This is a genomic window from Flavobacterium sp. ASV13 (assembly GCF_000745775.1).
In the GTDB taxonomy this organism is placed as follows: Bacteria; Bacteroidota; Bacteroidia; order Flavobacteriales; family Flavobacteriaceae; genus Flavobacterium.
This window is the reverse complement of sequence record NZ_JQJY01000004.1, coordinates 635,689-649,102: the sequence shown is the minus strand read 5'-3', so window position 1 is coordinate 649,102 and position 13,414 is coordinate 635,689. Positions and strand designations below refer to the sequence as shown.

General features: G+C 35.2%; 9 protein-coding genes. 5 read left to right on the top strand and 4 right to left on the bottom strand.

All coding sequences use genetic code 11. The features are described 5' to 3' along the window. Nucleotides 1-114: 114 nt before the first annotated feature. Nucleotides 115-1,323, bottom strand: a complete 1,209-nt coding sequence (locus tag GQ47_RS13515; RefSeq protein ID WP_035649255.1) for an anhydro-N-acetylmuramic acid kinase — start codon at nucleotides 1,321-1,323, stop codon at nucleotides 115-117. A 268-nt stretch (nucleotides 1,324-1,591) separates the two neighbouring features. On the opposite strand from GQ47_RS13515, the gene GQ47_RS13510 reads away from it, so the two are divergent. Together GQ47_RS13510 and GQ47_RS13505 are read left to right on the top strand one after the other, a co-directional pair. Then, the gene (locus GQ47_RS13510) at nucleotides 1,592-2,146 is read left to right on the top strand and encodes a LemA family protein (RefSeq protein ID WP_035649253.1); all 555 of its coding nucleotides are present in this window, start codon (nucleotides 1,592-1,594) and stop codon (nucleotides 2,144-2,146) included. Further along, the gene (locus GQ47_RS13505; RefSeq protein ID WP_035649251.1) at nucleotides 2,146-3,102 is read left to right on the top strand and encodes a DUF3137 domain-containing protein; all 957 of its coding nucleotides are present in this window, start codon (nucleotides 2,146-2,148) and stop codon (nucleotides 3,100-3,102) included. The genes GQ47_RS13510 and GQ47_RS13505 overlap by 1 nt, the downstream gene beginning before the upstream one ends. 421 nt (nucleotides 3,103-3,523) lie before the next feature. Here the strand turns inward: GQ47_RS13505 and GQ47_RS13495 are convergent, their stop codons facing one another. Next, entirely contained in the window at nucleotides 3,524-4,147 is a 624-nt protein-coding gene (locus GQ47_RS13495; RefSeq protein ID WP_035649247.1) for a hypothetical protein, read from the bottom strand. 746 nt (nucleotides 4,148-4,893) lie between these two features. On the opposite strand from GQ47_RS13495, the gene GQ47_RS13490 reads away from it, so the two are divergent. Beyond that, nucleotides 4,894-5,184 carry a hypothetical protein gene (locus tag GQ47_RS13490; RefSeq protein ID WP_035649245.1) on the top strand — a complete coding sequence of 97 codons (291 nt, stop codon included), beginning with the start codon at nucleotides 4,894-4,896 and terminating at the stop codon, nucleotides 5,182-5,184. A 126-nt stretch (nucleotides 5,185-5,310) separates the two neighbouring features. Next, nucleotides 5,311-8,217 carry an FAD-binding and (Fe-S)-binding domain-containing protein gene (locus GQ47_RS13485; protein WP_035649244.1) on the top strand — a complete coding sequence of 969 codons (2,907 nt, stop codon included), beginning with the start codon at nucleotides 5,311-5,313 and terminating at the stop codon, nucleotides 8,215-8,217. Nucleotides 8,218-8,343: 126 nt separating this feature from the next. Here GQ47_RS13485 and GQ47_RS13480 read toward each other — a convergent pair whose 3' ends face one another. Further along, complete coding sequence (locus GQ47_RS13480) at nucleotides 8,344-9,501, bottom strand: Gfo/Idh/MocA family protein (protein ID WP_035649242.1); 1,158 nt, start codon at nucleotides 9,499-9,501, stop codon at nucleotides 8,344-8,346. A gap of 336 nt (nucleotides 9,502-9,837) precedes the next feature. On the opposite strand from GQ47_RS13480, the gene GQ47_RS13475 reads away from it, so the two are divergent. After that, nucleotides 9,838-11,772, top strand: a complete 1,935-nt coding sequence (locus tag GQ47_RS13475) for an amino acid permease (protein WP_035649240.1) — start codon at nucleotides 9,838-9,840, stop codon at nucleotides 11,770-11,772. Nucleotides 11,773-11,938: 166 nt separating this feature from the next. On the opposite strand, the gene GQ47_RS13470 is transcribed toward GQ47_RS13475, so the two are convergent. Beyond that, a complete protein-coding gene (locus GQ47_RS13470) occupies nucleotides 11,939-13,183 on the bottom strand; it encodes an aminotransferase class I/II-fold pyridoxal phosphate-dependent enzyme (RefSeq protein WP_035649238.1) in 1,245 nt (414 codons plus the stop codon). Between the last annotated feature and the right edge of the window lie 231 nt (nucleotides 13,184-13,414).

Here is a 13,414-nt window from a genome sequence, read left to right as displayed (position 1 = left end):
AAATCATAATGCAATTAACATAATTCGTTTAATTAATCACGTTTTTTTCGCATAGATTATAAACAAATTCGTGAATTACTTCGTCTGTCCCTTCGGTCGAGTCGTGGCTATCTTTTAATCAGGGAACGAAATTTTCCCCATTGTTACCGATGGAATTCCTTTTTTTGAACCAAAATTATAATTTCCGCCTGCAACAGTTTCATTGGCCAAAACAGCAAATAAAACCGCTTCTTTTGCATCGCCTGAAATTCCGAGAACGTCGCTTTTTTCAAATTTACAAGTCAATAATTCTTGTAACCAACTCACCAATAACGGATTCCTCGCGCCTCCGCCTGACATATAAACTGTAAACTCTTCAATTGAAATTCCAGTATTTTTGACGACAAATAAAACCGCTTCGGCAATCGTTTCGGCACTAAGGCGCGTTAAAGTAGCCAGCAAATCTGGTGCCGAAATGTTCTCTAAACCTAATTTTACTAAAGCCGAGTTTACAAAATCATGGTTGAATAATTCCTGACCAATTGTTTTTGGGAAACTTTGTTGGAAGAAAGCATCACTTTTTAATTCGCTTAAAAGTTTCTGATTTACATTTCCGTTTTTAGCGATTTCAGCATCTTTATCGAAGCTTTTTTCAGGGAAAAACTGTTTGGTGAAAATATCAATTAATGTATTTGCGGTTCCAGTATCGGTTACAAAAACTTCCTCGGCGTTTTGTGAGGCTGGTAAATAAGTGAAATTTGCGATTCCGCCCATGTTTAGCATGATTCGGTTTTCGTCTTTTTTGCTGAATAACAAATAATCGCCATAAACAGCCAAAGGCGCGCCTTCACCACCTGCCGCAACGTGTTTTTGTCTGAAATCAGATAACGTGATAATTCCGGTTTTTACCGCAATATGATCGCCGTCGCCAATTTGCAAAGTCGCATTTGGGAATTTTTCCTGCTGATGCAAAAATTTTGGAGCGTGCAAAACCGTTTGTCCGTGTGATGCGATTAAATCGACTTCATTTGCGGGAATGTTCCATTTTGAAAGACAATCATTGATCATTCCTGCGTGCAAATCGGCAATCCATTCGTTTAGCAAAACTAAATGCTGAAAATCGATTGTTTTTTTAGCAAACACTTTTCTGATTTCGGTTTTAATATCTTCATTATAATCGATGGTTTCAAACTGTTCGATTTTTACAACCGTGTTTTCACCTTCGCCAGAAACTTCACAAAGCGCCAAGTCAAGTCCGTCCAGAGAAGTTCCGGACATTAAACCGATTATTTTTCGGGTTTCTTTTTGAGCGATTTCGTAAAGAGCTTTTATATTTTTATTCATTTCGAGTAATCTTAAAAATGCATTTAATTTGGAAACGCTAAAATGGGATTTTTTACATATAAATATAAGTAAACTTAGAGATTTATTTTAAAACGTTATTTGTAATTGTTTTTAAACACATAGCTATGCGTGAAATCTTGATTTTATTTAATTCTTTTATTGAGTTCCGAAATTATGTTTCTATCTGTTTAAATAAAAACGCAGTGGGTCAAATAAAACTTACATCGCTTTTTATATATTTGTTTTCAAACTAATTAAATCTTAAACCATGATTATTGTTATTATTCTTGTTGTTTTTATACTAATCGGAGTATTTATTTACAATTCCCTTATCGAAAAAAGAAATAATGTTACGAATGCTTTTTCGGCAATCGATGTAATGCTGAAAAAACGTTTTGATTTGATTCCGAATCTAGTTGAAGTAGTAAAACAATACACCAATTACGAACAAAGTACCTTAACTAAAATTGTAGAACTTCGTGCAAAAGCAGGCTCTGGAACTTTAACTGAAGCAGAAAAAGCAAGTTTGGATACGGAATTAAGTACGGCCGTAAAAGGTTTAATGGTTACAGTTGAAAATTATCCAGACTTAAAGGCTAATACAAATTTCCTAAATTTACAAAGCACCTGGACAGAAAGCGAAGAACAAATTGCGGCTGCCAGAAGAACTTACAATGCTTCGGTAACGAGCTATAATAATGCAATTATGATGTTCCCTGGAAATCTATTTTCTGGAATGCTGAATTATACCAAAATTGATGTTTTGGAAACTGCAGAAGAAGAGCGTAAAAATATTAGTGCAAAAGAACTTTTCAATAATTAATGGATTCAGAAATTAACACTAATACAGCCTTGCAAGAGGTTTTGAATACATTAGAAATTGACCGAAAAAAGATTGCCGAAACCTATAAAACCTGTTATGTTTTATTTGGACTTGCCTTTGTGCTTCTGATAATTGGTTTTTTTATTCGAATTCCAATTATTGGTTTTCTAGGATTTGCGGCTTCTGGTATTACGGGTATTGTAATGTATTTTCAAATAGAAGATACTGCTGTAAAATACAAAGTTGCTTACAAAACTAATGTAGTGGCACAGGCATTAAAAAATATCAATGAAAGTTTGACGTTAACGCCGCAAAGCGGACTTCCGGAATATGAATTTATAAGCTCTGAGCTTTTTACGACAGAGCCGGATCGTTATAAAACACAGGATTTAATAAGCGGAACAAACGATAAAACTTCTTTTTGGTTTGCCGAAGTCCATGCCGAATATAAAACAGAAACCCGCGACAAAAACGGAACCAAAACACATTGGCACACGATTTTTAAAGGAATTGTTTTTGTAGCTGATTTCAATAAAAACTTTGAAGTTTCGACGGTTGTGCGTCCAAAAGGTTATGGAGAAGCTTTTGGTTCTTGGTTTTCAAAAAACATTTTTAGTTTTGGAAATAGCGAAGTAGTGGAATTAGAAAATACGGAATTTGATAATAAATTTGCAACCTATTCCAGAAACCAAATTGAGGCGCGATATATTTTAACGCCTGCAATGATGGAAAGAATTCTGGATTTAAATAGTAAATGCGATGAAACAATTTCGGTCTCTTTTATAAGTTCGAAAATGTATATTGCTTTTCCGTTATCTCACAATTATTTTGAAGCGCCTATTCATTCGACGCTTTTAGATCCCGATTTACTTACCAATGATATTTCGATTGTAAAATTCATGCATGATATTGTTCATGAATTGGATTTGAATACTAGGATTTGGGGGAAGGGGTAGATTATTTAATCAAAGCACTTATGAAATCAACACTGTCTTATATTTTTCAATTTTTTTATTGGCTTTGGTTCGTATTTTTTTTCTTTTACACTATAGGAGAAATTTTCAAGCTTAGTCAGACTTCTATAGGAGAAGGATTAATTTTTATGGTGGCTTCAACTTTTGCATTATTTATCGTTGGACTTTTCCTGTATTTGTTTGCACTTACTTTTGAGATTCCAAACGAGATGAATAAGTTTTTAAGATCAGGGTCTCTTGTTTTTTGTGTCCTTTTATGTATAGTTTTTTTTATTTCTCTGAGAAATAACAACAGTTTAAGCGCACATTATTAATTGCAATTTTACTGTAAATTAACCATGTGCGCATGAGCGAGAAGCTTGCGCTAGCAGGGGACAGCAGGAAATAGCTCCTAATAAACACCTTATTTGATTGGCCAGCCAAATTTTAAAATATGTTGTACAAAGTCTTCCGCTTCTTTGTTGGTTTCGATTACATAATCATATAAAGAAAAATCAACACTGGGTTCTTTTGTAACAGTTGCAAATTTGATATTTTCATTTGAAAATTCGATTGCTAATTTATGTTCGAAATTTTCCGGAAAGCAATCAATTTCATAGATCTGAAATTTGTTGAAGGATTCGTAAAAGGTTATTTTTGAGCCAAATATGGTTTCTAAATAATCTTGGAAATTTTCTACGTTAATTTCTCCTGTACTAGAATCATTTTTTGATACATTTTTTTGTTTTTTGTCAAATACAAAATCAGAGAAAAGGGATACCGATAAGATAATATTTAGAAACCAGACTGAACTGATAAACGAAAATCCATAATAAAAAAGGTCAAAGTCTTTTTTTATATAGGTTATGCTAAAACCTGCGATGAAAATCAGAATAGTTAAAAAACTTAAACTTGCAGTAGGTTTTAGATTAAAACATAGTCTTAAAGTGATGATCTGAATGGCTAGATAGATAATTAAAACTGCAAGAAAAGCAAGGATCTTTGCTGTGCGAAGTCTCCCGACTTCGTACCCGTTCCAATATTCCATTTTACTTTACTAACTGTATTTGCTAATCGTTGTCGCTTCGAAGTCGGGAGACTTCGCAGAGCGCGGTAAACATCTTATTTGATTGGCCAGCCAAATTTTAAAATATGTTGTACAAAGTCTTCGGCTTCTTTGTTGGTTTCGATTACATAATCATATAAAGAAAAATCAACACTGGGTTCTTTTGTAACGGTTGCAAATTTGATATTTTCATTTGAAAATTCGATAGCTAATTTATGTTCGAAATTTTCCGGAAAGCAATCAATTTCATAAATCTGAAATTTGTTGAAGGATTCGTAAAAGGTTATTTGTGAGCCAAATATGGTTTCTAAATAATCTTGGAAATTTTCTACGTTTATTTCTCCTGTACTAGAGTCATCTTTTGATACATTTTTTTGTTTTTTGTCAAATGCAAAATCAGAGAAAAGGGATGCCCGCTCTCCAAAGTCTTCTAGAAACCCAAAGTGTATTTAGAAGTTTTGCTGTGCGAAGTCTCCTGACTTCGTACCCGTTCCAATATTTTAATAACTGCATTTGCTAAACGTTGTCGCTTCGAAGCCAGGAGACTTCGCAGAGCGCGGTATTTCAAAATTTTGTTATACTCGCTAATTTTTTTTAAATTTGAGTAAATGAATTACTCAAAATAGAAAGTCACACACTCATGTTGTCCGTTAGACTTATTCGGGAAATTATCCCTACAGGATTTTCAAACAGATGACAAAATGTTACAATACATAAATCATTAAGACATGAGTTACGAAAAAATCAAAGAAGAATTTATTAAAAGTGCGGAAGCGTATATAAACGCAAAGCGCCAACCGTTTGAAAAATTATCAGGTATGGAACTAATAGATGCAAAATCTCATTATCTGGATAATTTTCAAGATTACATTATGCATCTAAACTTTACATTAAATGCATTGGTTGAAGAGCATTCAATATCTTTTCAAACCCTTGAAGAGGCAAATGCTTTTCAGACTTATATCAAACCAACTTTTGGTATTCTTGCTGTAAAGTTTACAGAAGGACTTCTTGATTAAATTCCAAAAAGCAAACCTCAAATTCCAATTTGAAAAACGATATTAAAGAAAACCTTTGAACCTTTGTTGCTATGTCCCTTTGAACCTAAAAAAATAACTATTTTTGTGAAATCATATTCAGAAAAAATGTCAATACTTAAGGATTTAGAGCAATTAGCAAGCGAACTCGAAGGTACACTTTTATACGATGATCTTCACAAAACACTTTATTCGACAGATGCATCGGTGTACCGGATTCGGCCAAATGCAGTGGCTTTGCCCAAAACTATAGCAGATATTAGCAAATTAATTCGCTTTGCGGGCGAACACAATATTTCGGTTACACCAAGAACTGCCGGAACTTCACTTGCCGGACAAGCCGTTGGCGACGGACTTGTGATTGATGTTTCGAAACATTTTACCAAAATATTAGGTTATGATGCCGAGAAAAAAACGGTTACGGTTCAGCCCGGCGTTATTCGCGATGAACTGAATTTATATTTAAAACCACATGGCGTTTTCTTTGCGCCCATTACATCAACATCAAACCGTGCGATGATTGGGGGAATGGTGGGAAATAATTCATCCGGAACAACTTCGATTCGTTATGGCGTTACGCGTGATAAAATTGCGGAAGTAAAAGCGATTTTGAGCGATGGAACAGAAGTTGCTTTTGGCGAATTGACTTCGGCGGAATTTATCGAGAAAACCAAAGGAGATTCTTTAGAAAATAAAATCTACAAAAGCGTTTACGACGAACTTTCGGTAAAAGAAAATCAGGAAGAAATTATAAAAGAGTTTCCGAAACCGGAAATTCACAGACGAAATACTGGTTACGCCGTTGATATTCTGTTAAGATCAGAATTATTTGGCGGAACAGAACCGACAATCAATCTGGGAAAACTACTTTGCGGAAGCGAAGGAACTTTGGCCTTTACAACCGAAATCACTTTAAAAGTTGACGATTTGCCGCCGGCGCACAGTATTATGGTTGTTGGACATTATCATACGATTCAGGAATCTTTAGAATCTGTTGTGGTGGCGATGAAACATCATTTGTACACTTGCGAAATGATCGACGACACGATTTTAGATTGTACCAAAACCAATCGTGAACACATTAAAAACCGTTTCTTTTTGGTTGGAGAACCGAAAGCGATTATGCTTTTTGAAGTAGCATCGCACACGCTTGAAGATGCTGAAAATCAAGCCAACGCTTTAATTGCTGATTTAGAAAAAAACAATTTTGGTTATGCACTCGTAAAAATTTACGGTCCTGATATTGATAAAGCCAATGAATTGAGAAAAGCCGGACTAGGACTTTTGGGAAGTATTGTAGGCGATAACAAAGCCGCTGATTCTATTGAAGATACAGCCGTAGAATTAAGCGATTTACCAGCTTACATTGCAGAGTTTTCGGCGATGATGTTAAGTCACGGACAGGAAGCTATTTATTACGCACATGCCGGCGCGGGAGAATTGCATTTGCGTCCGGTGTTGAATTTGAAGAAAACGGAAGATCTAAAATTATTCAGAACCATTGCGACCGATGTGGCGCATTTGGTAAAAAAATACAGAGGTTCATTAAGTGGTGAGCATGGCGACGGAATCGTGCGCGGTGAGTTTATTCCGTTTATGATTGGCGATAAGAATTACGAATTGCTGAAAAGAATCAAATTAGCATTTGATCCGAATTCGGTTTTAAATATCGGGAAGATTGTTAATGCCTTGAAAATGGACGAAAATCATCGTGTAGTTTCAGGAAGAGTAGAACCGGATATTAAAACGTTTCAGGACTTCTCCGACAGTTTAGGAATTTTGCGTGCTGCCGAAAAATGTAATGGTTCTGGAGATTGTAGAAAAATGCCATCGGCAGGCGGAGCGATGTGTCCGAGTTATCGTGCGACGCGAAATGAGAAAGAAACGACTCGCGCAAGAGCAAATGCTTTACGCGAATATTTGACCTATTCTGAAAAAGAAAACAAATTTGACCAGAAAGAATTATACGAAGTTTTTGAGTTGTGTGTAAGCTGTAAAGCCTGTGCCAGCGAATGTCCGAGTAATGTTGATGTTGCAACTCTTAAAGCGGAATTTTTATATCAATACCAAAAAGCAAACGGATTCTCGACTAGAAATAAAATTTTTGCCAATAACGCAAAATTGAATAAAATGGGAAGTAAATTTCCGTCGATTACGAATTTTATTTCGAATCAGTCATTGGTGAAAAAAACTATGGGAATTGCGCCGGAAAGACAAGTGCCACTTTTGGCGAAAAAGACGTTTAGAAAATGGTATGAAAGTAATAAACCTAAAAACGCCGATTTTCCAAACGGACAATTGTATTTATTTGTTGATGAATTTACCAATTATTACGATGTAAATATCGGAATCGATGCTTTTGAATTATTGACGAAATTAGGTTACGAAGTTTTAATCGTCAATCATGAAGAAAGTGGAAGAACGTATCTTTCAAAAGGATTTTTGGAAGAAGCCAAAAAGATAACAGATATCAATATAGATATATTCAAAGATTTGATTTCCGCGAAAGCGCCCTTAATCGGAATTGAACCTTCGGCAATTTTGACTTTTAGAGATGAATATTTACGATTGGCATCAGATAAAGAAAGCGCGGAAAGAATTTCGCAAAATGCTTTTACAATCGAAGAATTCTTCAAAAAAGAAATCATAGATGGAAAAATAACGCCAGATTCTTTTTCAGAAGAAATAAAAGAAATTAAAATTCACGGACATTGTCATCAGAAATCATTGAGTTCTGTAGAAGCGACTTTTGCCATGCTGAATTTACCTAAAAACAATACAGTTACGATTTACAATTCAGGTTGCTGCGGAATGGCGGGATCTTTTGGTTATGAAAAAGAACATTATAAAGTGAGCATGCAAATGGGAGAGGACACGCTTTTCCCAAAAGTACGTAACACTGCCGAAAATGTAAAAATCGCTGCTGCAGGAACAAGTTGCCGTCATCAAATTTATGATGGAACTAAGCGTGAAGCACAGCATCCGGTTAGTATTTTACGCAGCTGTTTGAAATAACAAGTATTGCCCGCGGATTTTACAGATAGAACAGATCTGCACCGGTTTTTTTATAATTGCAGCAAAGAATAAATCAGCGTTCATCAGTTCAATCCGTAAAATCCGTGAGCAAAAAATAAAACATTTTTATTTTAAGAAAACTTTCGTACCGGTTTCGGCGGCTTTATAGATTGCGTTGATCACTTTAATATCTTTAAGTCCTTCTTCGCCAGTAATATGATTTGGCAGTTTTTTGTTCTCTAATAATAATTTCGCAATTTCATCCATTTGAGTCTGTTGCTGGTTTATCACCGGAAATTTCAGCGGGCCTTTAGATGTTTTTCCTTCAAAAGGACCGTAGCTCAAAGCTGGACTCAATTCGAAAGAACCTTCATCTGCGGAAGCGTAAAATCGATCAATATCAAAATTAACAGAGGTGGTGCAATTTGAAACGGCTCCGCTCGGGAATTCCATTTGCCAAGAAATGCTTTCTTCTGTTTCAGAAAAAATTTGTTTGTTATATATTTTTCCGAATTGTGCGGTAACCGCAATCGGTTCTTCTCCTAAAACATAACGACTTGCTTGAATGCAATAAACTCCTAAATCCATTAGCGGACCACCTCCAGATAATTTTTTGTTAAGTCGCCATTCGTTTCGGTCATTGAAATTGACAGTACTTTTGGTATCAAGCGGATCATGAATTTTATAACCAAGAGAAGCTTCAATATAGCGGACTTGTCCAAAAACTTTATTTTGTCCTAAACGTTTTATTTCAAGGTGAGTTGGTTCATAATGCAAACGATACCCAATTGCCAATTGTACATTATTGTCATTGCAGGCTTTTATCATTTCTTCGCAATCTTTAACTGAAATTGCCATCGGTTTTTCTGTAATTACATGTTTTCCGGCTTTTGCCGCTCGGATCGTAAATTCTTTATGCAGACCGTTTGGTGTTATAACATATACTAAATCAATGTCTTTATTTTTTACAATTTCATCGAAGTTTTGATAATTGTAGATATTTTTTTCTGGAATATTATATTGACTTTTCCATTTTGCAGCTTTTTCGGGTGTACCGGTTATTATTCCGGCCAGAGTGCAGTATTCAGAAGCCAGAATTCCTTGCGCCACCCTTGAGGCATAATTTCCTAAACCGCATAACGCGACGTTTAATTTTTTGCCGGTATAAGAATGTTGATTGGTTTCTGGAGCGGTTAAAAAAGATGGAAGTGAAGTCATGACAACCGAAGCGCCAACTCCCATTCCAAATTTATTTACAAAAGAACGTCTTGAAATTTTTTCCATAAATTTACCTTTAAATTAAATTGTTTAAAATGATAAGTGTGCTATCTTCTTAAAATGTTACATTTTATTATGTTGAAAATGTCTTTTTGTTGTTTGATTTTTGAAATAAATGTTAAAAACATGATGAGTTGTTCCCGATGATTATCGGAAAATTATAAGATTGAAAATCCGAAAAAGAAATCAGAATAAATTTCTTCAATCTGCGAAATCTATCAGCAAAATATATTGAGAAAAAACAAAATGGTTTTATATATTTGAAATCAGGATAATTTTTGCATTATTTGCAAAATAAAACCACAAAGACCGATATAAATTAATTTAAAAGCAAAACCACATATGGCGTTATCAGGTTTATTCCGAAAAAAAACGGTACAAGATATTCTGAAGCAAGTTGCAAAGAATGAAGCAGATGGACATGAGGCATTGGGGAAACACCTTACAACCAAAGATTTAACTGCTTTTGGAATTGCAGCAATTGTGGGAGCTGGTATTTTCAGTACAATCGGAAAAGCAAGTGCAGATGGTGGACCAGCTGTTATTTTCTTGTTTTTGTTTACAGCTTTGGCTTGTAGTTTTGCCGCTTTTGCTTACGCCGAATTTGCTTCAATGGTTCCGGTTTCAGGAAGTGCTTATACGTATTCATATGTTGCTTTTGGAGAAATAATTGCCTGGATAATTGGTTGGGCTTTAATCATGGAATATGCCGTCGGGAATATAACCGTGGCGATATCGTGGAGTGATTATTTTACCGGACTGCTCCAGAGTGGCGGAATTCATCTTCCACAATGGATTCAGATGGATTATTTAACCGCTTCAAACGGATTTAATGATGCTGAAGCTTTAATGCGAGGCGGAAAATCTTTCGGAAACTTAAGTGCAGCTTTACAACAAGCGCATACAGCATGGACAACGGCTCCGACAATTGGTTCTTTTCATTTTGTAACTGATATTCCTGCTTTATTCATTATTATTTTGATTACCGCTTTGGTTTATAGAGGAATGAAAGAATCTCGTAATGCGAGTAATTTAATGGTTGTTGTAAAACTTTGCGTGGTGCTTTTAGTAATTGCAGTTGGAGTATTTTATGTAGATACAGCAAACTGGGATCCTTTTGCACCAAATGGAGTTGGAGGAGTTTTAAAAGGAGTGTCAGCAGTTTTCTTTGCATATATTGGTTTTGATGCGATTTCGACAACTGCCGAAGAATGTAAAAATCCACAACGCGATTTACCACGCGGAATGATGTGGGCAATTATTATTTGTACTATTCTATATATTGCTATTGCTCTGGTTTTAACCGGCATGGTAAAATATCACGAATTAAATGTTGGAGATCCTTTAGCATTTGTTTTCGATAAATTAAACCTAAAATGGATGTCAGGAATTATTGCAGTTAGTGCAGTAGTGGCAATGGCGAGTGTTTTATTGGTTTTCCAAATGGGACAACCTCGTATTTGGATGAGTATGAGCCGTGATGGTTTATTGCCAAAGAAATTCTCTACAGTTCACCCGAAATTTAAAACACCTTCTTTTGCGACAATTGTAACAGGTTTTGTAGTAGCAGTTCCTGCATTATTTTTGAACCTGACAATGGTAACTGATTTATGCAGTATCGGAACTTTATTTGCCTTTGTATTGGTTTGTGCGGGAGTTTTAGTGCTACAGAACAAACCTGAAATTCCAAGAGGAAAATTCAAAACGCCTTATATCAATTCAAAATATATTCTGCCAGTTTTAATTATTGTAGGATTGTATTATGCTTTTGCAGTCAATAACAAAGCAACAATGGCATTTGTAAATAATGAAGCGCAGATAAACGATGCAACAACAATTGTTACTTCATTAAATAAAGAAGAATCAGCAAAAGTTTTTAATTATTTAGAAAGTATTGAGGTTAATAATAAAACAGCCGAAACTTCAGATTTAGAACATTTATTAAGCCAATATCAAGATGATGAGGTTAAATATGCTGAAGTTGTAAAAGGACTTCCAATCAGCGATTCTTTAAAATACGAATCAGGTTTTCAACTGTTCAAGCACAAAATTCCGATGTGGATTTTCTTATTTGTTTTAGTTGGATTGGCCGTTTGGGCTTTTAGAAAAAATCTGTCTTTAATTCCGCTTTTAGGATTAATTTGCTGTCTTTACATGATGGCCGAATTAAGTGTTTGGAACTGGATTTATTTTACAGTTTGGTTATTAATCGGATTATTGATTTACTTTACTTATAGTAGAAAAAACAGTAAACTAAATACTCAAGTTGTGAGTTAGAAGTAAAAAGTTATATGTGAAAAGCCGTTCTGAGGATAATTTCAGAACGGCTTTTTCATATAAAATTCACTCAAATTTTCTCGCGCAGATCGTGCAGGTCTAGCAGATTTTTTTATAGATTTCTACAATAATCAGCATAATCAGCCAAATCTGCGAGAGAGAAATCTTAGCGAACCTCTGCGAAAACTTCTTTACGAATCTCTGCCGAATTCAAAATCCCAAGCTCAACCATACAAGCTTTCATCATTTCGTAAGTACGATCAATATCATTATCCAAACCAATAGAAAAACGAATCAAACCATCTGTTAATCCCATTTCTTTTTGTTCTTCCAACGGAATTTCACTCGAAGTAGAAGTTCCTGGCGCGCTAAATAACGTTTTGTAAAATCCTAAACTTACCGCCAAATATCCTAGATTTCTGGCTTGCATTAATTCCATTAATTCATTGGCTTTTTCCAAAGTTCCAACGTCGATTGTCAACATTCCTCCAAAACCATATTCCGGATTAATCATCGTTTTGTACAATTCATGACTCGGGTGACTTTTCAAACCTGGATAAACTGTTTTTAATCCGTCTTTTTCAAATTGATCAGCCAGGAAATGTGCATTATGACTGTGTTGTTTAATTCGGATATGAAGCGTACGAAGATTTTTCATAACACTTGCCGAACGCAAACTATCCATTGTTGGTCCCAAAAGCATACTCGCACCAGAATTTACATTTTTCAACGAATTAATAAATTCTTTCGATGCACAAGTCACACCGCCAACTGTATCACTGCTTCCGTTAATGTATTTTGTCAAACTGTGAATTACAATATCAGCGCCTAATTTTGCAGGAGAAACCGATAAAGGAGAAAACGTATTATCGACAACCAATTTTAAATTATGCCTTTTAGCAATTTGAGCTAAACCAGCAATATCAGCAACTTCCAATAATGGATTACTAACTGTTTCACAATACAAAACTTTCGTTTTTGGCGTAATTGCAGCTTCAACAACATCCAATTTAGTAATGTCAACAAAGCTCGTTTCGATTCCGAATCTTGGTGTAAAGTTTTTTAGGAAAGCGTAAGTTCCGCCATAAATAGTTCGGCTCGAAACGATATGATCGCCCGCGCCGCACAATTGCAATAGAGTAGGCGTAATCGCTCCCATTCCCGAAGCCGAAACATTTGCTGTTTCTGTTCCTTCCATCGCTGCCAAAGCCTGATCCAAATATAAATTACTTGGTGAAGAATGGCGCGAATATAAATAACAGCCTTCCATATTTCCCTCAAAAGTATCAAACATAGTTTTTGCCGAAAGAAAAGTATAAGTCGAAGAATCAGAAATCGACGGATTCACACCGCCAAATTCACCAAAGTACTGCAAATCCTGAATTTTATCTGCTGGGTTAAAGTTTTTCATATTAATTAGTTTAAAGTTTTTATTTGTTTCATGTTTCAAGTTATTAGTGCATTGAATCTAAATTTTAGAAGCAATTCCAGCTTTCCGTTTCAAGTCCTCATAAAAAAGTCAAAGTTTCTAATGTTCTAAAAAGAGCTTCCGTTGGTCGCTTTTTTAGAACAAGAAACTTTTGCCTTTTTTACTCCGGGCTTTCCACTTCAATCTGGGCTAGGGCACTCGTTTTCAAGAGAA

What these genes read in the sequence shown, in the direction of transcription:
- GQ47_RS13495 (WP_035649247.1), bottom strand. Translation starts at nt 4,147, where the DNA reads ATGGAATATTGGAACGGGTACGAAGTCGGGAGACTTCGCACAGCAAAG.
- GQ47_RS13470 (WP_035649238.1), bottom strand. Translation starts at nt 13,183, where the DNA reads ATGAAAAACTTTAACCCAGCAGATAAAATTCAGGATTTGCAGTACTTT.
- GQ47_RS13490 (WP_035649245.1), top strand. Translation starts at nt 4,894, where the DNA reads ATGAGTTACGAAAAAATCAAAGAAGAATTTATTAAAAGTGCGGAAGCG.
- GQ47_RS13475 (WP_035649240.1), top strand. Translation starts at nt 9,838, where the DNA reads ATGGCGTTATCAGGTTTATTCCGAAAAAAAACGGTACAAGATATTCTG.
- GQ47_RS13515 (WP_035649255.1), bottom strand. Translation starts at nt 1,323, where the DNA reads ATGAATAAAAATATAAAAGCTCTTTACGAAATCGCTCAAAAAGAAACC.
- GQ47_RS13510 (WP_035649253.1), top strand. Translation starts at nt 1,592, where the DNA reads ATGATTATTGTTATTATTCTTGTTGTTTTTATACTAATCGGAGTATTT.
- GQ47_RS13485 (WP_035649244.1), top strand. Translation starts at nt 5,311, where the DNA reads ATGTCAATACTTAAGGATTTAGAGCAATTAGCAAGCGAACTCGAAGGT.
- GQ47_RS13480 (WP_035649242.1), bottom strand. Translation starts at nt 9,501, where the DNA reads ATGGAAAAAATTTCAAGACGTTCTTTTGTAAATAAATTTGGAATGGGA.
- GQ47_RS13505 (WP_035649251.1), top strand. Translation starts at nt 2,146, where the DNA reads ATGGATTCAGAAATTAACACTAATACAGCCTTGCAAGAGGTTTTGAAT.